This is a genomic window from Saccharopolyspora sp. NPDC049357 (genome assembly GCF_040677225.1).
Taxonomy (GTDB): Bacteria; Actinomycetota; Actinomycetes; order Mycobacteriales; family Pseudonocardiaceae; genus Saccharopolyspora.
This window is the reverse complement of sequence record NZ_JBFAQJ010000029.1, coordinates 20436-40165: the sequence shown is the minus strand read 5'-3', so window position 1 is coordinate 40165 and position 19730 is coordinate 20436. Positions and strand designations below refer to the sequence as shown.

At 69.1% G+C, this 19730-nt stretch carries 18 protein-coding genes; 11 read left to right on the top strand and 7 right to left on the bottom strand.

Annotated elements, in window-relative coordinates; genetic code table 11:
- The first annotated feature begins 505 nt into the window (after positions 1-505).
- The 4 genes from AB0J91_RS22600 to AB0J91_RS22585 are packed head-to-tail and all read left to right on the top strand — an operon-like array spanning position 506 to position 4693.
- Positions 506-1468: a hypothetical protein gene (locus AB0J91_RS22600; RefSeq protein WP_363872084.1), complete on the top strand. Its 963-nt coding sequence runs from the start codon at positions 506-508 to the stop codon at positions 1466-1468.
- Positions 1465-2697: a glycosyltransferase gene (locus AB0J91_RS22595; RefSeq protein WP_363872081.1), complete on the top strand. Its 1233-nt coding sequence runs from the start codon at positions 1465-1467 to the stop codon at positions 2695-2697. The genes AB0J91_RS22600 and AB0J91_RS22595 overlap by 4 nt, the downstream gene beginning before the upstream one ends.
- A gap of 26 nt (positions 2698-2723) precedes the next feature.
- On the top strand, positions 2724-3614 hold the full coding sequence (locus tag AB0J91_RS22590) for an alpha/beta hydrolase (protein ID WP_363795342.1): 891 nt from the start codon (positions 2724-2726) through the stop codon (positions 3612-3614).
- Positions 3611-4693: a glycosyltransferase family 1 protein gene (locus tag AB0J91_RS22585; protein WP_363872078.1), complete on the top strand. Its 1083-nt coding sequence runs from the start codon at positions 3611-3613 to the stop codon at positions 4691-4693. The genes AB0J91_RS22590 and AB0J91_RS22585 overlap by 4 nt, the downstream gene beginning before the upstream one ends.
- Here the strand turns inward: AB0J91_RS22585 and AB0J91_RS22580 are convergent.
- Positions 4687-5103, bottom strand: coding sequence for a peptidase inhibitor family I36 protein (locus AB0J91_RS22580; RefSeq protein ID WP_363872075.1), 417 nt, complete (start codon positions 5101-5103; stop codon positions 4687-4689). The genes AB0J91_RS22585 and AB0J91_RS22580 overlap by 7 nt on opposite strands.
- A 246-nt stretch (positions 5104-5349) precedes the next feature.
- On the opposite strand from AB0J91_RS22580, the gene AB0J91_RS22575 reads away from it, so the two are divergent.
- A complete protein-coding gene (locus AB0J91_RS22575; RefSeq protein ID WP_363872072.1) occupies positions 5350-7002 on the top strand; it encodes an FAD-binding dehydrogenase in 1653 nt (550 codons plus the stop codon).
- A 10-nt stretch (positions 7003-7012) separates the two neighbouring features.
- Here AB0J91_RS22575 and AB0J91_RS22570 read toward each other — a convergent pair whose 3' ends face one another.
- The 3 genes from AB0J91_RS22570 to AB0J91_RS22560 form a co-directional block, all read right to left on the bottom strand.
- Positions 7013-7375 carry a hypothetical protein gene (locus AB0J91_RS22570; protein WP_363795334.1) on the bottom strand — a complete coding sequence of 121 codons (363 nt, stop codon included), beginning with the start codon at positions 7373-7375 and terminating at the stop codon, positions 7013-7015.
- 295 nt (positions 7376-7670) lie between these two features.
- Positions 7671-9269, bottom strand: a complete 1599-nt coding sequence (locus AB0J91_RS22565) for a cation acetate symporter (protein ID WP_363872069.1) — start codon at positions 9267-9269, stop codon at positions 7671-7673.
- Positions 9266-9808, bottom strand: coding sequence for a DUF485 domain-containing protein (locus AB0J91_RS22560; protein ID WP_363872066.1), 543 nt, complete (start codon positions 9806-9808; stop codon positions 9266-9268). The genes AB0J91_RS22565 and AB0J91_RS22560 overlap by 4 nt, the downstream gene beginning before the upstream one ends.
- A 565-nt stretch (positions 9809-10373) precedes the next feature.
- Here AB0J91_RS22560 and AB0J91_RS22555 point away from each other — a divergent pair.
- The 4 genes from AB0J91_RS22555 to AB0J91_RS22540 are packed head-to-tail and all read left to right on the top strand — an operon-like array spanning position 10374 to position 15051.
- Positions 10374-13388, top strand: coding sequence for a nitrate- and nitrite sensing domain-containing protein (locus AB0J91_RS22555; protein WP_363872063.1), 3015 nt, complete (start codon positions 10374-10376; stop codon positions 13386-13388).
- A 56-nt stretch (positions 13389-13444) separates the two neighbouring features.
- A complete protein-coding gene (locus tag AB0J91_RS22550; RefSeq protein WP_132673877.1) occupies positions 13445-13882 on the top strand; it encodes a roadblock/LC7 domain-containing protein in 438 nt (145 codons plus the stop codon).
- A gap of 7 nt (positions 13883-13889) precedes the next feature.
- On the top strand, positions 13890-14444 hold the full coding sequence (locus AB0J91_RS22545) for a DUF742 domain-containing protein (protein ID WP_363795326.1): 555 nt from the start codon (positions 13890-13892) through the stop codon (positions 14442-14444).
- A complete protein-coding gene (locus AB0J91_RS22540) occupies positions 14425-15051 on the top strand; it encodes an ATP/GTP-binding protein (protein ID WP_210971170.1) in 627 nt (208 codons plus the stop codon). The genes AB0J91_RS22545 and AB0J91_RS22540 overlap by 20 nt, the downstream gene beginning before the upstream one ends.
- Positions 15052-15147: 96 nt before the next feature.
- On the opposite strand, the gene AB0J91_RS22535 is transcribed toward AB0J91_RS22540, so the two are convergent.
- Positions 15148-15960, bottom strand: a complete 813-nt coding sequence (locus AB0J91_RS22535) for an SAM-dependent methyltransferase (RefSeq protein ID WP_363872060.1) — start codon at positions 15958-15960, stop codon at positions 15148-15150.
- Positions 15961-16169: 209 nt separating this feature from the next.
- On the opposite strand from AB0J91_RS22535, the gene AB0J91_RS22530 reads away from it, so the two are divergent.
- Together AB0J91_RS22530 and AB0J91_RS22525 are read left to right on the top strand one after the other, a co-directional pair.
- Positions 16170-16913 carry an SDR family NAD(P)-dependent oxidoreductase gene (locus tag AB0J91_RS22530; protein ID WP_363872057.1) on the top strand — a complete coding sequence of 248 codons (744 nt, stop codon included), beginning with the start codon at positions 16170-16172 and terminating at the stop codon, positions 16911-16913.
- A 205-nt stretch (positions 16914-17118) separates the two neighbouring features.
- Positions 17119-17901, top strand: coding sequence for an isocitrate lyase/phosphoenolpyruvate mutase family protein (locus tag AB0J91_RS22525; protein WP_363872055.1), 783 nt, complete (start codon positions 17119-17121; stop codon positions 17899-17901).
- Here AB0J91_RS22525 and AB0J91_RS22520 read toward each other — a convergent pair.
- Together AB0J91_RS22520 and AB0J91_RS22515 are read right to left on the bottom strand one after the other, a co-directional pair.
- Positions 17856-18530 carry an alpha/beta fold hydrolase gene (locus tag AB0J91_RS22520; protein ID WP_363872052.1) on the bottom strand — a complete coding sequence of 225 codons (675 nt, stop codon included), beginning with the start codon at positions 18528-18530 and terminating at the stop codon, positions 17856-17858. The genes AB0J91_RS22525 and AB0J91_RS22520 overlap by 46 nt on opposite strands.
- 177 nt (positions 18531-18707) lie before the next feature.
- Positions 18708-19718: a peroxidase-related enzyme gene (locus tag AB0J91_RS22515; protein ID WP_363872049.1), complete on the bottom strand. Its 1011-nt coding sequence runs from the start codon at positions 19716-19718 to the stop codon at positions 18708-18710.
- Between the last annotated feature and the right edge of the window lie 12 nt (positions 19719-19730).

Sequence of the window (19730 nt, the reverse complement as noted above, 5' to 3'; positions counted from 1 at the left end):
GGGCCTGTTGCGGCGTCGCCGATGCCGTTGAGCGATGTGTTGCTGACAAAGTCCTCAGCGTTGTTGTTCTAGAGTCAGCGGCGTGATTCCGGCGGCGAGCGCACTTGTGCACCTGAAGTGCGCTACCCCCGTGCGCGATTCGCCGGGCCGTCGAGCAGTGTTCACCGGATCGGTTCCCGCGAATTCCACTCGACGTCGAACTGGTGGCGGACAATTCGTGGTCTGCTGTGACGCCGGGGCCCCGGCACTACGGGATCACCCTGGGTTCACCCGGGGTAGGCCCGGGAACACTCCGGGCGGCTCCGGAGCACGTCCCCGCAGCCAGGCAGCGGGAGCTCAGCACGACGGCGGTTCGCGGCCGGCCGCCGTCGCTGGAATGCGAGAGAGGATCGCCTCAGGGAAATTGGGGGTCCGGCCCCGGATGTGCGCCGGGCTCGCGAGACGCGAGATTGAACGGTGTGAACGGACAGAGTCCCATGCAACACGCGCTAGGGCGTGATGCGCGATGACCGCACTTGCGGTGGTGCTGGCGGCGCTGGGCGCCTGCGGATACGCGCTGGGCGCGCGCCTGCAGCACGCGGCCGTGCACGCCACGATGGACGGTGGCGGGCTCGGCCTGCGCAACCAGGCCCTGCTGGTCCGCAACCCGCGCTGGCTGGCCGGACTCGCCGCGCTCGGCAGCGGCGCGCTGCTGCACGTCTGCGCGCTGGGGCTGGCCCCGCTGAGCGTCGTGCAGCCGATCGGCGTCCTCGCGCTGCCGATCACCGTGCTGCTCAACCTGCGCGAGCAGGGCTACGGCCGGCGCGACGTCCACCCGAGCATGGTGCTGGCGGTGCTGGCCGCGACCGGTGGCCTCGCCGTGTTCGTCCTGCTGGCCGCGGGCAGCGCCACGCCGACGCCGGTCGGCGACGACGACCAGTTCACCGCCACCCAGATCGTCGCGGTGGCGGTCCTGCTGCTCGGTGTGGTCGCGGTCGCGACCCGCTCGAAGGTGCGCTGCGTGCTCTTCGCCGCCGGCTGCGCGGTGGCCTACGGGTACGTGTCGCTGATGGCTCGCGCCGTCGCTCAGCAGGTCGGGACCTGGGACCTGCTGGCGATCAACCTCCTGTCCGTGCTCGGCATCGCCGTGGCGATGGTCGCGGGTGGCTGGCTGCTGCAGCACGCCTACGCCAGCGGCCCGCCCGACCTGGTCGTGGCCTGCCTGACCGTCATCGACCCGCTGGTGGCCGTCGGCCTGGGGATCGGCCTGCTAGGCGAGGCCGACCACGTCAGCGGCTGGGTCGCCGCCGCTGAAGCGCTCTGCGCGCTGGTGGCCTGCGCCGGGGTGTTCGCCCTGGCACGCCACCACCCGGACAACACCGAACACCGCACGTCGGACAGGCTGGACGCCGACCAGTCCCCGACAGAAGTTCCCGCCGGTACCGCCGGACACCGCACGTCCCCTCGTCCTAACGGGAGTTCCTCTTGACTTCGCAACCGTCGCGCAGGCGCCCGCTGCGGATCGTGGTCGGTGCGACCACCTACCCGCCTCACGTCAACGGGGCCGCCAACTTCGGGCACCGGCTCGCCACCGGCCTGTCCGCACGCGGGCACGAGGTGCACGTGGTGTGCCACTCCGACACCCGCGAGCCGCGCACCGAGGTCGAAGACGGTGTTCTGGTGCACCGGGTGGGCTCCTACAGCTCGCCGTTCCACCCGTCGATCCGCGGCCTGATGCCGTGGCAGGCGCGGCAGGCCGACGCGATGCTGGAGGAGATCCAGCCCGACATCGTGCACGTGCAGTCGCACTTCTTCATCTGCCGCGGGCTGATCGACTCGGCTCGCAAGCGCGGCATCGGAGTGGTGGCCACCAACCACTTCATGCCGGAGAACATCTTCGGCTACTTCAAGATCCCTCCGTTCCTGCAGAACGCCGCCGGACGGCTGCTCTGGCACAACCTGGTCAAGCACTACCGCAAGGCGCAGATGGTCACCGCGCCGACGCCGCGCGCCGTGCAACTGCTGCAGGACAACGGTTTTGACCGCACCGCGCTGCCGGTGTCCTGCGGCATCGACGTCGACCGCTACCGGCGCCCGGCCGCGCGCTACCGCGAGCAGAACCCGGACCCGGAGACGCGGACCGTGCTGTTCGTCGGCAGGCTCGACGAGGAGAAGCACATCGACGACCTGCTGCGTGCCATGTCGTTGCTGCGCACCGAGGTCCGGACCCGCTTGGAGATCGTCGGCAACGGCGCCCGCCGGGAGGCGTTCGAGCAGCTGGCCGACGACCTCGGCATCGCCGATCGGGTCCACTTCCACGGTTTCCTCAGCGATGAGGAGCTCCTGGAGGCCTACGCCCGCGCCGACCTGTTCTGCATGCCCAGCATCGCCGAGCTGCAGAGCCTGGCCACCATGGAGGCCATGTCGGCCGGAACCCCGGTGGTGCTGGCCAACGCGATGGCGCTGCCGCACCTGGTCCGCCCTGGCGAGAACGGCTGGCTGTACCCGCCGCGTGACGTGCACGCGCTGGCGGGTGCGATCGGCGACGTGCTCGCCGACCGCACCACCATCGACCGGATGGGCCAGGCCAGCCAGCGGTTGGTCTCCCGGCACGACATCGACCAGGTCCTGGGTCGCTTCGAGTCGCTCTACCACCACGTGATCGACCCCGACAGCGCCGTGGAACTCGACGAGATCAGCACCGAGCTGGCGAGCTGACCATGATCGTTCCGGAACTGCACCCAATGGAGCGTGTAGCTCGGATCAACGGCTCCGACCTGCACTACTGGGTCTACCGCGAGGAGCTCGGGCCCACCGCCGAGACGGTGCTGATCGTGCACGGGCTGCGCGGCACGCACCACGGCCTGGAGCTCATCGCCGCCGGCCTGACCGGTCGGCGCGTCGTGATCCCGGACTTGCCCGGATTCGGGGATTCCGGGCCGATGAACGCGCGGCACGACGTCGCCGGCTATGCCGAGGTGATCACCGAGCTGATCGGTCGGCTCGGTGGCGCCGAGCGGCCGCTCGTGCTGATCGGGCATTCGTTCGGTTCGATCATCGCCTCCCGTCTGGCAGCGTTGAACCCGTCCTTGGTGCGCCGGTTGGTGCTGATCAACCCCATCGCCCAGTCCGCGTTGCGCGGTCCGCACGCGGCCCTCGCGGGCCTGACCGCTGCCTACTACACGCTCGGGGAGCGGTTGCCCTCCCGCGCAGGGCGGTCGTTGCTGACCAACCGGTGGGTGGTGCTGGCGGCCAGCCGGGCGATGACCCGGACCCGGGACAAGCAGCTGCGCGGGTTCATCGACGACAACCACCTGCGGCACTTCAGCCGGTTCCACTCACCGACCGTGGTCAACCAGTCCTTCCAGGCCTCGGTGACCCACACCGTGACCGACTACGCCGAGCAGCTGCCCATGCCGGTGCTGCTGGTGGCCGGTGAGCACGACGAGATCGCGCCGTTGGCGGGACAGCGCGCGCTGGCTGCGCGACTGCCCGACGCCGAGCTCGTGGTCATCGCCGACGTGGGACACCTGGTGCACTACGAGACCCCGGATGCCGCGTCGGCCGAGATCGTGCGGTTTCTGGGGCGCAGCGACCACCGCGAGAAGTTCGCGATCCCGGAGCAGAGCCGATGAACCTCGTGGTCGACGCGCGCTGGACGCGCACCGATCAGCACGACGGCATCAGCCGTTACGGCGCGAGCCTCATCGAAGCACTGCACCACCTCCATCCCGTGACGATGCTGGTCCACGACGAGCGGCAGCTGGACCTGCTGCCCGACGGGGTTCCGCACGTGCTGATCAACAGCCCGTTCTCGCCGCGCGAGCTGTGGGTCTCGCGCACCCTGAACCGGCTGGGCGCCGACGTGGTGTTCAGCCCGATGCAGATCATCGGCGGGTTCCGTCGCGACTACCGGCTGGTGCTCACGCTGCACGACCTCATCTACTACCGGCACCCGGAGCCGCCGGGGTTCCTGCCGCTGCCGGTGAAGATCGCCTGGCGGCTCTACCACAAGGCGTTCTGGCCGCAGCGCGTGATGCTGAACCGCGCCGACGCCGTGGTGACCGTCAGCGACACCACCCGTCGGTTGATCGAGCGGTACCGGCTGACGCGCAGGCCGGTCACCGTCGTGCACAACGCACCCCAGCCGCAGACCGTCCGGACGGCACCACCAGGACCGGGTGGAGGCCCGCGCGAGCTGGTGTACATGGGTTCGTTCATGCCGTACAAGGACGTGGAAACGTTGTTGGCGGGCATGGCTTTCCTTCCTGGACACCGGCTGCACCTGGTCAGCCGGATCGCGCCGCAGCGCGAGGACGAACTGCGCGAGCGGCTGCCGCCGGGAGCGGACGTGGTGTTCTGGCGGGGGATCGGGGAGGACGAGTACCAGCAGCTGCTGGCTCGGGCGAGCGCGCTGGTCACCGCCTCGCGGGACGAGGGCTTCGGGTTGCCGGTCATCGAGGCGATGAACGCGGGGACGCCGGTGGTCTGCAGCGATCTGGAGATCTTCCACGAGGTCACCGGTGGGCACGCGAAGTTCTTCGAGACGGGGAGGCCGAAGGACTTCGCCGATGCCGTGCGGATGTTGGAGGACGACGACGCCCGCGCCGACCTGGTCGCGGCGGCCCGGACCCAGGCGGCGAAGTTCACCTGGCAGAACTCCGCCGAACGACTCCTGGACCTGGTGCGGGGCCTGACCGGCCGCGGTCAGTGACTCCAGACCTGGATGGCCCGAGCCACGTAACCGGCCTGCGGGGTCTGCGATCCTGATGGGTGGGTGTCGAAGTCGGCTTCCTCATCGCAGTGCGGATCCTGGTAGACGGTCACCGGATGGCCGGTGTTGTTGGCGAAGGACTTCGCCTCCCAACCGGTTTCGAGCGTGACGCACTGCTCGACCCCGGTGGCCCGCAGCGCGAGTTCGCGCGACTGACCGCCGAACCCGGTCTCGGGCCAGACGCAGAAAGACCCTGCGGGACAACTGTTCCGGCTCACCTCGGCGTCGGCCGGTGGGCCGGCCAGCAGCGCGGCCAGCGACAGCACCGCCGTCATCACCAGCCCCAGCGCGAGCGGCCAGCGGGATCGGAGCCGACCGGCGGCCGACCGGGGGAGGACGTAGGAGGACATGGTGGAAACCCTTTCGCTGGAGGGGGATTCGTTCCGGGTGCGGCGTCGATCGCCGCGTTGGAGCAAGATTGGCGGCACCGCGGAAGCGTTTCCAGCGAATTGGCCGGATACACCACCTATGGGTGGTTCCTCAGGCGTGGAGAGCAATTCCGGAGGACCCGGAGATCGACTCGCGATCCCTGCCGGATACACCACGATTGAGGTATAAAGTCCACCACTACCCGTCGGTAATAGCGGAGGTCGGCGATGGCGCTGGACGCTGATGTGATCGTGGTGGGCGCGGGCCTGGCAGGCCTGGTCGCCACTGCGGAACTGGCCGATGCCGGTCGCCGCGTGGTGCTCGTCGACCAGGAACCCGAGGCTTCCCTGGGAGGCCAGGCGCACTGGTCCTTCGGCGGGTTGTTCCTGGTGGACTCCCCGGAGCAGCGCAGGCTCGGCGTGCGCGACTCGCACGAACTCGCCCTCCAGGACTGGATGGGCACCGCGGCCTTCGACCGCGATGAGGACCACTGGCCCCGCCGGTGGGCCGAGGCGTACGTCGACTTCGCCTCCGGCGAGAAGCGCGCGTGGCTGACCGCGCAGGGCGTCAAGTTCTTCCCGCTCGTGCAGTGGGCCGAACGCGGCGGTTACCTCGCCTGCGGCCACGGCAACTCCGTACCGCGCTTCCACGTCACCTGGGGCACCGGCCCCGGCGTGCTCGAACCGTTCCTCCGCCGGGTCCGCGAGGCCGAGGCCAAGGGCCTCGTCGAGCTGCGGTTCCGGCACCGCGTCACCGAACTGGTCACCACCGGCGGAGCCGTCACCGGCGTGCGCGGCAAGGTGCTCATCCCCAGCGACGCCGAACGCGGTCAGCCGAGTCCCCGAAAGACCAAGGGGGAGTTCGAACTCGCCTCGCAGGCGGTGGTCGTCACCTCCGGCGGTATCGGCGGGAACCTCCCGCTGGTGCGCAAGAACTGGCCCAAGCGCCTGGGCAAGCCGCCGAAGAACATGATCGCCGGAGTTCCCGACCACGTCGACGGGCGGATGCTCGAAGTGGTGGCCAAGACCGGTGGCCGGATCATCAACCCGGACCGGATGTGGCACTACACCGAGGGAATCCGCAACTACGCTCCCGTGTGGACCAGGCACGGCATCCGCATCCTGCCCGGCCCCTCGTCGCTGTGGCTGGACGCGAACGGCAACCGGCTGCCCGCACCGCTGTTCCCCGGATTCGACACCTTGGGAACGCTGCAGCACATCGTGGGCACCGGCCACGAGCACACGTGGTTCGTGCTCAACCGGCGCATCATCAGCCGCGAGTTCGCCCTGTCGGGCTCCGAGCAGAACCCCGATCTCACCGGCCGCAGCGTCCGCCAGCTGCTGCAGCGCGGCGGCGGGGCGACCCCCGGACCGGTGATGGAGTTCGTGCGGCGCGGTGAGGACTTCATCGTCCGCAACAGCGTCGCCGCACTCGCCGAGGGCATGAACGAGCTCGGCGACGGTCACATCGACGCCGCCGAGCTCGAACGCACCATCGTCGAGCGGGACCGCCAGGTCGCCTCAGGACTCGGCAAGGACCTGCAGATCAACGCGATCCGGGAGGCCCGCCGCTACGCGGTGGACCGGCTGATCCGGGTGGCTGAGCCCCACCGGCTGCTGGACCCGGCGGCCGGGCCCCTCATCGCGGTGAAGCTCAACCTGCTGACCCGCAAGACCCTCGGCGGCCTGGAGACCGACCTGGACGGCCGGGTGCTCACCGATGGGGTGATGCCGCTGGAGGGGCTCTACGCGGCCGGAGAGGTCGCCGGCTTCGGTGGCGGCGGCGTGCACGGATACCGAGCCCTGGAAGGCACCTTCCTCGGTGGCTGCCTGTTCTCGGGCAGGCAGGCCGGAAGGGCCGCAGCTGCGGCGGTGGGCTGAAAAAAGGGAATCAAATGAAGCAGCCGCTCACGAATCCTGAAATCTGGCTGCGCTCATTGGTCACGTCGAGCCATTCCGAAACGGCCCGTCCGTCCCCGCAGACAATGGTTTCGCCGATCACCCTGCGGTGAATCGTCGCGGTGTCCCCGGGATTTCCGATTCCTCGCACCGAGGCGGTCGTGCCGGGTTCCGAGCGGATCCGGGTGCCGAAGGCGAGGAAGTCGGTGGTGTCCTGCTCAGGAGCCGCGTGCGCGGCCTGGACCAGGACATCTCTGATTTCGAGGGCGATGGTCGCGATGTGAGTTCCGAGCCCGGAGATGGGCACGATCGCGGCCACCGCCATGCCTAACAGGGCATTCCGAAGCTTGCGCATCACAACCCCCACTTGGCCCACCAGCTCGCTTCTCGACCGGATTTTCGGCGAAGTTCTGCGTTGGTCGGGACGGTTCCCAGTTTATTGACCGGAACCCGATTCCAGCAGTATCCGATCGGGTAAGACGAATTCGTGCGGGGCACGCACGAAGACCGGTGACGCGCAGCGGTCGGAACTCACTCGGCAACACCTCGGGTGAGTGAGCCCACGCCCAACATCGACCCGGTCCGCGACGACGAAGGGCGCTGGCGGACCGCTCGGTCCGCCAGCGCCCTTCGAACGCTTTTCGCGCAGGTCAGCCGCTGCGCGAGCCGATTCCCGTGAGGGAGCGGACCTCCATCTCGGCCTGACGTTCGACGTCCTGCTCCGACTTGCCCACGAAGGTGCCGATGGCGGCGAACAGGAACGAGATCGGGATCGAGACGATGCCCGGGTTCTTCAGCGGGAAGAACGCGAAGTCCACGCTCGGGATGATCGAATCCGGAGAGCCCGACACGACCGGCGAGAAGGCCACCAGCAGCAGGCAGGAGATGAGCCCGCTGTAGATGCCCCAGAGCGTGCCGGTGGTGTTGAACCGCTTCCAGAACAGCGTGTACAGCAGCGTGGAGAGGTTGGCCGAGGCGGCGAAGGCGAACGCCAGTCCGACCAGGAACGCCACGTTCTGACCCATCACCAGGATACCGCCGCCGATCGAGACCACGCCGATGACCAGCGCCGTCATCCGCGCCACCCACACCACTCGGTCGGAGTCGACCTCACCGCCGCGGACCACGCTGGCGTAGACGTCGTGCGCGAACGACGCCGACGCGGTCAGCGTCAGGCCCGCGACCACCGCCAGGATGGTGGCGAAGGCGACGGCCGAGATCACGCCCAGCAGGACAGTGCCGCCGATCTGGTAGGCCAGCAGCGGTGCCGCCGAGTTCTCCGCACCGGGTGCGGCCAGGATCGCGTCGCTGCCGACCAGGGCGCTCGCTCCGTAGCCGATGATCAGCGTGCACAGGTAGAAGATCGCCATCGTCCAGGTCGCCCACACCACCGAACGCCGCGCCTCGCGCGCGTTGGGAACGGTGTAGAAGCGCATCAGCACGTGCGGCAGACCACCGACGCCGAGCACCAGCGCCAGCGACAGCGAGATGAAGTCCAGCTTGGTCATGTCGGACTTGCCGTACTGCGCACCGGGAGCGAAGATCGCGCGCCCGTGCGGGTTGTTGTCAGCGGCGGCGCGGAGCAGCTCGGACATGCTGTAGCTGAACTTGCCGAGCAGGAAGATCGTGATCAGCACGGCGCACAGCACGAGCATGGTGGCCTTGATGATCTGCACCCACGTGGTGCCTTTCATGCCGCCGACCAGCACGTAGACCATCATGACGGCGCCCACGCCGACCATCACCAGCATCTGGCCGAAGTCGCCGTGCACGTTGAGCAGCAGCGCCACCAGACCACCGGCGCCGGCGATCTGGGCGATCATGTACATGATCGTGATGGCCAGGGTGGACGTCGCCGCCGCGGCGCGCACGGGGCGCTGCTTCATCCGGAAGCTGAGCACGTCGCCCATGGTGAAACGGCCGGTGTTGCGGGTGCGTTCGGCCAGCAGCAGCAGGTTGACCAGCCATGCGACCAGGAAGCCGATGCTGTAGAGGAAGCCGTCGTAGCCGTAGATGGCGATCGCGCCGGCGATGCCGAGGAACGACGCGGCCGACAGGTAGTCACCGGACAGCGCGATGCCGTTCTGCACACCGCTGAAGGCGCTGCCTGCGACGAAGTAGTCGCTGGCCGTGCCGCGGTTGCTGACGCGGTAGACGATGAACAGCGTGATCAGCACGAACGCCGCGAAGACGCTGGTGTTGATGATGACGCTGTCGTCGGGGATGACGTGGGGTTGGGCAAGGTTCATCGGTCGAACTCTCCGGCCTGCTCACGGATTTCGTCGACGCGCGGGTCGATGTGGCGGCGGGCGAACCTGACGTAGAGGGTGGTCAGCCCGACGGTGGTCACGAACTGCCCGATTCCCAGCAGCAATCCGACGTTGACGTCGCCCACGACGGGCTTCGCCATCTCCTCGGGGAAGTACGCCGCGGCCACCACGTAGCCCAAGTACCAGATGAGGAAAAACGCCGTCGCGGGGAAAACGAACCATTTAAGTCGACGGCGGAGGCTGCGGAATTCGGCGCTCTGCTGGATTGCGGTGAAATCGGGCCGGTCGGCGGTTGTGCGAACCGCGCTCTTCTCGATTCCGCCGAACGCCGCGCGTTGATTTCCGGGCTCGCGGGGGGAACCGCGCAGCGCGGATTGCGTTGCGTTGCTCATGCATCCTTCCTGGGGCTTCAGGGTGTGCCGGCCGGGGTCGCCGAGCTGGCGGAGGCGGGCAATTCTTACCACTGTTCTACCGCTATCGACACTGTGGGGAGCACCACCTGCGGTCTTCCATTTCACCCGTCTGAGCAGGGCCGGAGCCGGGAGTCCGCGACGGGTGGGCGACTCTCGGTTACTGGCGGGTAAGGCCAGGTCAGGGACCTGCCTCTTGAAGATCGAAAGTCGCTGACCAGGCGTTACAGCCTCTCTCGGGGAAGAGTTCCGAGGTCGTTTTAGCCCGAACGGGTGAAATTGCGTGAAGCGCTCCCGAACTGATTGAACACTCGGCGTGATCTCGCCTGTTTGGCGTAGCACATTGCGAAAAAGCCCCCGGTGCTTTCCTTGCGGCAGGGGCATATAGTGCTTGGGCACTGAGAGGTAGTCGTGCGAACGGGAAGGGTCACGGTTCGATACCAGTGTCCGGAATGTACCGGCCGGGGAAGTCATTGGTGACGCTGAGTATCGTTGAGATCGTGAAGGCAGGGAGTCTCGCGTTGGTTCGCCGACCCCGCGCCCTCCCGGCAGGCCTGCCTTTCACCCCAGACCATCAGCACGACGATTGCGGGACCGCACGCATGCGCCGTTCGCCTACGCTTTGTTCGACACGCCTGCTTGACCAGCGCGGAGACGCACAGGGAGATCGCTCGTGAGCGGGGACCGGCGGCCTGCCGGCTTCCTGCAGTGGCGCAACTGGTCGCTGCCCACGAAGCTGGCCGCCGTCGTGCTGGTCCCCGTGCTGTTCGCGATCACGCTCGGTGTCGGTCAGATCCAGTGGCAGGTCGACCAGGCCGATCAGTACGGCCGGGTCGCGCAGGTGCTCGACGCCGAAGACCAGCTGGAACCGCTGACCAGCGGTCTGCAGCTGGAGCGAAACCACGCAGTGGAGAACCTCGTCGGTGGCGGCGACATCGGCACCTTCACGGAGCAGGTCGGAGCCACCGACAAGGCGGCCGAGAACCTGCGGGTCATCCTCACCGAGAACGACGTCTACACCGACGTCGTCCACGAGCGCTTCGCCGAGACCCGCAAGGCGCTGGACGGACTGACCGCGGTGCGCGCCGGCGTCCAGGCCAAGCGGGTCACCGCCATGCAGGCCGTCGGCGCCTACAGCCAGGCCGTGCGCGCGGCGCTCGCGCTGGACCGCGCGCTGACCACCAGCGTCGCCGACCCCCAGATCTCCAGCACCGCGACCGCGCTGACCGACCTGCTCAGCCTGACCGAGGAGGTCCGGCTCCAGCAGGCGCTGGTGCTGTCCGGGCTGCGGGACGGTTCGCTGGACGCACCCACGCTCGACAACCTCTCCGGTTCCCGCGCCCGACTGCTGTCGAAGATCAACGACGCGAGCTCCGGTGTGGCCAAGCACTGGCAGCAGCGCCTCGCGGAGCAGCTCCAGGTCCCGGCGATCGTGCAGCGCAACCAGATGCTCGGTGTGATCGTTCTGGAGAGCACCGACAGCAAGTCCAGCCGGGGCTTCTCCGTCGAGCGCGAGGCGTGGAACAGCGTCAGCGACGGCTCCGCGGCGACCATCGAAGGCGGTCGCGGCGAGCTGGCGAACGAGGTTCGCACCATCGCGCAGGGCCTGGCCGACGACGCCAGCGACCGCGCTGGGTGGGACTCGGTGATGCTGCTGGCCTCGCTGATCGCCGCCGCCGGCGTGATCATCATGATCACCCGCCAGCTGCTCGGCTCGCTGCGCGAACTGCGGATCGGCGCGCTGGACGCGGCCGAGTACGACCTGCCCTCGGCGGTCACCGCGGTCCGCGAGGGCAAGGGCGCGGAGGCCGAGGTGCCGCCGCTGCCGGTCAACACCACCGAAGAGGTCGGCCAGGTGGCGCGGGCCTTCGACGAGGTCAACCGGCAGGCGCTGCGCCTGGCGGTCGAGCAGGCCGACCTGCGCCGCGGCTACAGCGACGCGTTCGTCAGCGTGTCCCGCCGCAGTCAGGCGCTGCTGGAACGCCAGCTGCGCCTGTTCGAGGAGCTGGAGCAGGACGAGGAAGACTCCGACCAGCTGGCCAGGCTCTTCCAGCTCGACAACCTCGCGACCCGGATGCGCCGGAACAACGAGAACCTCATGGTCCTCTCCGGCAGCGACCTGGCCCGCCGCTTCACCCAGCCCACCGACCTCGCCGACGTGCTGCGCTCGGCGGTCTCGGAGATCGAGCAGTACCCGCGGGTCGCGGTGCAGCCGACCCCGTCGGTGAAGCTGCGCGGCAACACCGCCAGCGACCTGGTGCGCCTGGTCGCCGAGCTGATGGACAACGGCGCGAACTTCTCCGCGCCCGACACCGTCGTGACCGTCTCCAGCTACCAGTCCGGCGACGGAACGGTCGTGCTCGACGTCCTCGACAACGGCATCGGCATGGGCGACGACGACCTGGCCTCCGCCAACCAGCGGCTCGCCCGCGTCGCCGAGGACGACATCTCGACGTCGCGCCGGATGGGCCTGTTCGTGGCCGGACGCCTGGCCGCGCGGCACGGCATCAGCGTCGAGCTGCACGGCGGTCCCGACGTCGAGGGCGTGCGCGCCACGGTCCTGGTCCCGGCCGAGCACGTGGTCTCCGCCCAGCCGAGCGGCCAGTCGCAGATGCCGCCGTCAGCGCCGCCCGCGCAGGTCAACGGCCACTCGCTGCCCGGATTGCAGACCTCGTTCCCGGGTGCGGGTTCGCCGCTGCCGCAGCGGGTTCCCGACCAGCACCGGCCCGAGGACGACGGTTGGCAGACCCACGAGCCGGTCCTGGCCCAGGACGACGAACAGGGCTGGGCGCACGGCGACGAGGAGTACAACGCCAACGCGCCGACCAGCCTGTTCGAGCCGGTCTTCCCCCACGATCAGGCCGAGCGCTCGGGCCAGTTCGACGGGAGCGGTTTCTTCGACTCCGGCTCCGGCCAGGCCAACGACTTCTTCTCCCCGGCCGGGGGTGAGGACTCGCAGACCAACAGCTTCTTCGGTTCCTCGCTCGACTACGACCGACCCGTGACCCGCGAGGAGACCGAGGAGCCCGCCGAGGAACCGGCCCGGAACGACCTGGCGGGGCAGTGGTTCATGCCCGCGGCGTCGGACTCGATCTCGGAGACCGGCGAGTTCCACTGGCCGGAGACCAAGGACGGCGACTCCGCGCTGTTCACCTCCGGGAAGCCCGCCGAGGACGACGAGCCGCAGCTGACCTCGTCCGGTCTGCCGCAGCGCAAGCCGCGCAACCGGGCCGCCGCTGAACCCGCCTCCGAGGAAGCTCCCAAGAGCCGCAGCGCCGAGGACATCAGCAAGAAGCTGGCGCACAACGGGGTCCAGTTCGGTCACACCGACCCGGAGTCGGCGTTCAAGCCGTGGCCCCCGGACTCCTCGGAGCAGGCTCCCGAACTGCCCCAGGCCCAGCCCTGGATCCCGCAGACCCCGGAGGCGCAAGCCTGGGACTTCGCCGCGGACAAGGCCCGCGAGGCGGCGGAAGCCGCGGCGAACCCGCAGGAGACGTCGTTCACCAGCGCCGGACTGCCCCGGCGCAAGCCGAAGGCGAACCTGGTTCCGGGAAGCGTGTCCAACCAGTCGCAGCAGCCGAGCCAGCCACGACGGCTCCAGCGCGACCCGAACGCGTTGCGCAGCAGGCTGTCCGACTTCCAAGGCGGAGTCAGCCGTGGCCGGCACCGGATGACCGACGAGGGCTGAGTGGTGGACACACGCGAGAAGACACGTGATCATCTCGGCAACGAACAGGAGGTTGCATGAGCGCACAGACTATTTCCCGCAGGTTCGGCTGGCTGATCACGGACTTCACCGAACGCGTGCAGGGAGTGGCGCACGCGATCGTGGTCTCGGCTGATGGACTGGTGCTGACCGCTTCGGCGACGCTGCCCAGGGATCGTGCCGATCAGCTCGCCGCTGTGGCCTCTGGTCTGCTGAGCCTGACGCAGGGATCGGCGAAGTGCTTCGAGGCCGGCCGGGTCGTGCAGACGATCGTGGAGATGGACCGGGGCACCCTGCTGCAGATGGGCATCAGCGACGGTTCGTGCCTGACGGTGCTCGCCGCTCCGCAGTGCGACATGGGGCTGATCGCGTACGAGATGACCATGCTGGTCGAGCGCGTCGGCCAGATGCTCACTCCGGAGATCCGCACCCAGCTGCAGAACAGCGCGGGCGCTGTGTCGGGTCAACTGGTGTGAGGACGCGATGAGCAGACGCTCGGAATACCCACGTCGAGACCGAAGACGGCAGAACTCGGGCGATGACAGCTTCGCCGATGTCGTCAACGCGTTCACGTTCGGCGCCAAGCCCAAGCGGGACAAGCGCAAGGGGCGCGAGGAGCCGGAATCACCGCAGGACCACGAGCTGGACCAGCGTGCCAGGACGGTGTCGCAGGACCCTGCCGACGCCGTTCCCGAAGCTCCCGTAGCCTCCAGCATCCGGTCCTACACCTGGACCGGCGGCCGGACGAAGTCGAACTACGAACTGGCCATCGAGACCCTGGTTTCGGTCGGCGAGAATTACCGACCCGGCGCACCGGTCCGGCTGGAGCACCAGTCGATCGCCGAGCTGTGCCAGCAACCGCGTTCGGTGGCCGAGGTGGGGGCACTGCTGTCGGTGCCGATCGGGGTCGCCCGCGTGCTGCTGGCCGACATGGCCGAACTCGGATTGATCACCGTGCACAGCACGGTGAGCGAAAGCGGTAGCGCACCACACATGATGTTGATGGAAAGGGTTTTGAGTGGACTCCGTCGGCTATAGCGCACCCCAGCTCGGCTCGATGCCGGAGGCTGCCAACCGGGGTGGCACCAGCTCGACGTCGGCGAAGATCGTCGTCGCGGGCGGGTTCGGTGTGGGCAAAACGACGTTCGTCGGTTCGGTCTCGGAAATCGTTCCGCTGACCACCGAAGCGGTCATGACGGAGGCTTCCAAGGGCGTCGACGACCTCGACGCGACTCCGAACAAGACCACCACCACGGTCGCCATGGACTTCGGCCGCATCTCGCTGGCCTCGGACCTGATCCTCTACCTGTTCGGCACTCCCGGGCAGCAGCGGTTCTGGTTCATGTGGGACGACCTGGTGCGCGGTGCCATCGGCGCCGTCGTGCTGGTCGACACCCGCCGGCTGGCGGACTCGTTCTCGGCGATCGACTTCTTCGAGGACCGCGGCCTGCCCTACCTGGTGGGCGTGAACATGTTCGACGGGCAGATGCTGCACTCGCTCGAACAGGTGCGGGAAGCGATGGCGATCGGGCCTGACGTGCCGATCGGCCCGGTGGACGCCCGGGACCGGGAATCCACCAAGCGCACCCTGATCGCGCTCGTGGAACACGCGATGCGGCACTGGACTTCGCGCCAGGCCATGTGAGCTCGACCGGGCGCCTTTGCGGTCACGGGTGGCGGTTTCCGACCGAGGAATCGCCACCGAACCCCGGAAAGGCGCCCTTCGTGCCGAGTTCCGGCGTCAGCGCTTCCGGCCGACGCCGCCGAGCAGGTTGTACTCGCCGTCCGAGGGCTCGGTCAGGCGCGGGCCGTCCGGCCACCAGTCGAAGAGGTTGACCAGGCCGGGCTCGATCATCTCCAGATCGGCGAACAGCTCCTGGATGCCCTCGCGACTGCGGTAGTAGCAGCTGCCCATCATCGAGTTGAACTTGACCTGCGACTCCTCGGCGAGCTGCGCGCGGGAGCTGCCGTCGCCCGGGTTGTGCAGGTGCGAGATCGCCAGGTACGAGCCGGAGGCCAGCGCGTCGAGGTAGGTGCGCATGATCGCCGCGGGGTTCTCGTCCTTGGTGACGTGGTGCAGCGTGTTGCTGTGGATCAACCCCACGGGGCGCTCCAGGTCCAGGTACTTGCGGACCGACTCGTGGTTGAGCACTTCCTCGGGATCGCGCAGGTCGGCGACCGCGAAGTGGGTGAACTCGTTCTCCTCCAGCAGCGCGCGGCCGTGCGCCGCGACCGAGGGGTCGTTGTCGACGTAGATGACCGTCGTCTCGTGGTTGATCCGCTGCGCCGCCTGGTGGGTGTTCTCCGCGGTCGGCAGGCCCGATCCCAGGTCGAGGAACTGGTCGACACCGGCGTTGCCCGCCATGAAGCGCACGACGCGGATCAGCCAAGCGCGGCACTGCCTGCCGACCTGGATGGCTTCCGGGGCGAGCTGCTGAATCTGCCGCAATACCTCGCGATCGACCTCGAAGTTATCCTTGCCGCCGACGAACGCGTCGTACACGCGCGCGATGCTGGGCTTGGTCGTGTCGATCTGCGGGTGGGCGTCAGCCATGAGAGGGATCCGCTCGGTTGCCTTCGTGGGGGAACGATCTCGTACTAAGAGTATGCCGGGGGCATCAGCCGGTAAACAGCCCTCCGTTTGAGGTGCGGGTGACTTGCGCGACTGAACCGGCCGCGCCCGTGCGGGAAACCGGAAAACGTTGCCCGGCAAGCCACCGGGGGTGCACCGGGTGTTGTCGGGGTAGTGGCAGGATGACCGCGATGAGCGGAGCGGTACTGATCCTGGGTGGCCGGAGCGAGATCGGCGTGGCGGTCGCGGACCGCCTGGTGCGGCGCGGGAACGGCAAGGTGATCCTCGCGGCCCGGCGTTCGCAGGACCTCGACGAGCAGGAGTCGGCGCTGCTCGAAGCGGGTGCCGACGAGGTCGTGCGGGTAGAGTTCGACGCCGCCCGGCTGGACACCCACGAAGCGCTGCTGCGCGACCTCCGCGAGGAGCACGGCCCGATCGGCACCGCGGTCATCTCCTTCGGGATCCTCGGCGACCAGCAGCGCGCCGAGTCCGAGGCCGCGCACGCGGTCGACGTCGTGCACATCGACTACGTCGCCCACGTCAACGTCCTCACGCACCTGGCGAACCTGCTGCGCGAGCAGGGTCACGGCCAGATCGTGGTGTTCTCGTCGGTCGCCGGTGTCCGGGTCCGCCGCGCCAACTACGTCTACGGCTCCGCCAAGGCCGGCCTCGACGGCTTCGCCAACGGCCTCTCCGACGCCCTGGTGGGCAGCGGTGTGTCGCTGCTGATCGTCCGGCCCGGCTTCGTCATCGGCCGGATGACCACCGGCATGGACCCGGCCCCCTGGTCGTCGACGCCGGACCAGGTCGCCGACGCAACCGACAAGGCCCTCCACCGAGGCCGCAGGGTCGTCTGGGTCCCCGGCATCCTCCGCTGGGTCTTCGCCGCCATGCACTACGTCCCCCAGCCCATCTGGCGCCGCATGCCCCGCTGACGAGAACGCCACCCGAGGAACCGCCGTCCCAAGGGCAAGCGCTCTGGGGGGAAGCCGCCCTGAGACACCACCGCCCTGACCAGGCCTTGCTCCGAAGGCTGCGTCCCGACGGGGTCGGCCATTCGAATTTCGCGCGAAATTCGAATTTCCTCACCCCGACGGGTGAAGGCGCGGCGTGTCGGCCCCGGCCTCTACGGTGCCGGGCATGGACTTCCACGCGCTGCACGAGGGTGCCGAGCCGCTGCTGCTGCCCAACGCCTGGGATTTCGCCTCCGCCGCCGCGCTGGCCGATGCGGGGTTCGCCGCGATCGGCACCACGAGTCTCGGCGTCGCCGCGGTTCACGGCGTGCCGGACGGCAGCGGGGGAACGCAGGACGAGACGTTCGACCTCGCGAAGAAGATCGTCGGGCTGCCTGTCCCGATCACGGTCGACATCGAGGCCGGTTTCCGCCTCAGCCCGGCCGAGATCGGCGATTTCGCCGCGGAACTGGCCGATCTCGGCATCGCGGGCATCAACATCGAGGACGAGCTCTGCGACCCGGAGCTCCACGAGCAGCGCATCGCAGCGATCCGAGACCGAGCTCCGGGCCTGTTCCTCAACGCCCGCACCGACACCCACTGGCTCAACCCGAACCCGTCCCTGCCGGACGCGCTGGAACGAGCCCGCCGCTACGCCGGGGCGGGAGCCAGCGGCGTCTTCGTCCCCGGCATCAGCGCCGAGGACGACGTCCGAGCCCTGGTCGAGGCGGTTGACGTCCCGGTCAACGTCCTCTACAAGCCGGGCCAGAGCATCGAGGAGCTGGCCGCCCTGGGCGTCGCGCGCATCAGCACCGGCTCGTTGCTCTACCGAGCGGCCCTGCACGCCGCGGTCACCACGGCGCGGGAGATCCGCGCGGGTGGTGCCACGGCGGCGGACGTGCCCGGCTACCAGGCGGTGCAGGACTACATCATCGGTGGCCGGCGACGGGGTTCCGGCGGCTTGAAGTGACCGCCGTCGGGGCCGGTCTGCTTGCTGTGCCCGGCACCGAGGTACTTGCAGAACCACCGGTCGGCGAGTTCGGAGACCTTCTCCAGGGCTCCGCGCTCCTCGAAGAGGTGCCCGGCGTGCGGCACGATCTCGATCTTGACGTCGGTCAGGGGCAATGAGGTGAGCAGCTCGGCGGCTTGCCGGTTGAGGTTGAGCACTTCGCGGTCGTCGCCGCCGACGATCAGCAGCGTCGGGGCCTGCACCTCGGCCAGCCCGTCGCCTCCGAGATCGGGACGACCACCCCGCGACACCACGGCGTTGACCCGGTCCGGACGACGCGCGGCGGCCTTCATCGCCGCGGCCGCGCCCGTGCTCGCGCCGAACAGGCCGACCGGCATGCCGCGTGTGGCCTGCCAGGAACCGAGCGCGTCGATGGCGGGCGTGAGCCGCTCGGCCAGCAGGTCGATGTCGAACCGGTACTCGTGCGTGCGCTGGTCGATCGACGCCTCGTCAGGCGTGAGCATGTCCAGCAGCAGGGTGCCGAAGCCCGCGTTGTGCAGGGACTCGGCGACCGCGCGGTTGCGCGGACTGCGCCGTGAGCTGCCGGAACCATGCGCGAACAAAACCACCGCCCGTGCAGGCGGTGGCATCACAAGGTCCCCTTTGAGCTCTCCGGCAGGGGTTTTGACGATCATTGGCTCGGTCGTGAGTTGAACCATGGGGAGCCTCCCTCGGTTTCCGCACGCAACGACTACCCCGACGGGTCCGCCACGACACGCCGCAGGTCACCCCACTGTCACCCGAGAGAGGCCGATCCGCAGGAGGAACTAGGAACGCACGGCGTTGCCGAGCGTCATGATCAGCCGGTTGTCCCAGGCGAACATGGACGACACGGCGACCAGGTCGTGCACGTCGTCGGCGCCGAGCCCGGCGGCGTGCAGCCGTCGGACATCGGCGGCGGTGAGCGCGGCCGGCGTGTAGGTGAGGGCCCCGGCGACGTCGACGACGGCCCGCAGCCGCTCGTCGGCGATGGCGGCGGGACCGGCCTCGGCGAGGACCACGGCGGTCAGCGGGTCCCCGGACAGCTCCACCTGCCGCTTGCCGTGCACGGCCGTGCAGTAGCCGCACCCGTTGATCAGCGAGGTCGCCAGCGCGGCGAGTTCGCGATCGGCCCGGCCCAGAGCGCCGTGACCGGTCATGATCGCCTCGCGCAGCAGGGTCTGCGCCGACAGCACCCCGGCGTCGAGCTTGAGGGTCTCCACGAAGTCACCGCCGGACACGACCCGCGACGCCCACCGCATCGACGGGAACGCCTGGTCGGGCGTCGACAGCGCGAACCCGTCGGCGGCCGCACCGGCCTCGATGGTGATCCCGGCCTGGGACGCGGGACCGTCCCCGGCGCCGGCCACCAGCCGCAGCCCGCTCTCCAGCCGCACCCGGAAGCTCGCGTAGGCGGCGACCTGCGTGGCGGTGACGACCTGAGCGGGGCTGAAGTGCTCCCGCAGTTCGGCGATCTCGTCGGCGCCCACGTCCGCCGGGTCGAGCGCGACCTGCTCGCAGTGCGCCAGCAGCGCCTGCGTCGACTCGGGCAGCTCACCCCAGCGCTCGACGTTCCGCACGACCTCGGCGTCGTCGAGCGCGACGGCTACCGAGTCGGCGTAGGAGGGGGACTCGTTGACCAGCGCGACGCGCAGCGCGATCCGCGCCCGATCGGCCTGGCCCAGCTGGGACTGGTCTTCGGGGCGGAGAACTGCGGCGTCGGCGTTCTCGGCGGCTTCCCGGACGTCCGGCCGAAGCACGGTGAGCGTTTCTGCTGCGTGATCGCTGACGGTCGTCATCGGCTCCCAATC

What these genes read in the sequence shown, in the direction of transcription:
- AB0J91_RS22585 (WP_363872078.1), top strand. Translation starts at nt 3,611, where the DNA reads ATGAACCTCGTGGTCGACGCGCGCTGGACGCGCACCGATCAGCACGAC.
- AB0J91_RS22525 (WP_363872055.1), top strand. Translation starts at nt 17,119, where the DNA reads ATGGACTTCCACGCGCTGCACGAGGGTGCCGAGCCGCTGCTGCTGCCC.
- AB0J91_RS22535 (WP_363872060.1), bottom strand. Translation starts at nt 15,960, where the DNA reads ATGGCTGACGCCCACCCGCAGATCGACACGACCAAGCCCAGCATCGCG.
- AB0J91_RS22570 (WP_363795334.1), bottom strand. Translation starts at nt 7,375, where the DNA reads ATGCGCAAGCTTCGGAATGCCCTGTTAGGCATGGCGGTGGCCGCGATC.
- AB0J91_RS22515 (WP_363872049.1), bottom strand. Translation starts at nt 19,718, where the DNA reads ATGACGACCGTCAGCGATCACGCAGCAGAAACGCTCACCGTGCTTCGG.
- AB0J91_RS22520 (WP_363872052.1), bottom strand. Translation starts at nt 18,530, where the DNA reads ATGCCACCGCCTGCACGGGCGGTGGTTTTGTTCGCGCATGGTTCCGGC.
- AB0J91_RS22545 (WP_363795326.1), top strand. Translation starts at nt 13,890, where the DNA reads ATGAGCAGACGCTCGGAATACCCACGTCGAGACCGAAGACGGCAGAAC.
- AB0J91_RS22550 (WP_132673877.1), top strand. Translation starts at nt 13,445, where the DNA reads ATGAGCGCACAGACTATTTCCCGCAGGTTCGGCTGGCTGATCACGGAC.
- AB0J91_RS22565 (WP_363872069.1), bottom strand. Translation starts at nt 9,269, where the DNA reads ATGAACCTTGCCCAACCCCACGTCATCCCCGACGACAGCGTCATCATC.
- AB0J91_RS22530 (WP_363872057.1), top strand. Translation starts at nt 16,170, where the DNA reads ATGAGCGGAGCGGTACTGATCCTGGGTGGCCGGAGCGAGATCGGCGTG.
- AB0J91_RS22590 (WP_363795342.1), top strand. Translation starts at nt 2,724, where the DNA reads ATGGAGCGTGTAGCTCGGATCAACGGCTCCGACCTGCACTACTGGGTC.
- AB0J91_RS22580 (WP_363872075.1), bottom strand. Translation starts at nt 5,103, where the DNA reads ATGTCCTCCTACGTCCTCCCCCGGTCGGCCGCCGGTCGGCTCCGATCC.
- AB0J91_RS22575 (WP_363872072.1), top strand. Translation starts at nt 5,350, where the DNA reads ATGGCGCTGGACGCTGATGTGATCGTGGTGGGCGCGGGCCTGGCAGGC.
- AB0J91_RS22600 (WP_363872084.1), top strand. Translation starts at nt 506, where the DNA reads ATGACCGCACTTGCGGTGGTGCTGGCGGCGCTGGGCGCCTGCGGATAC.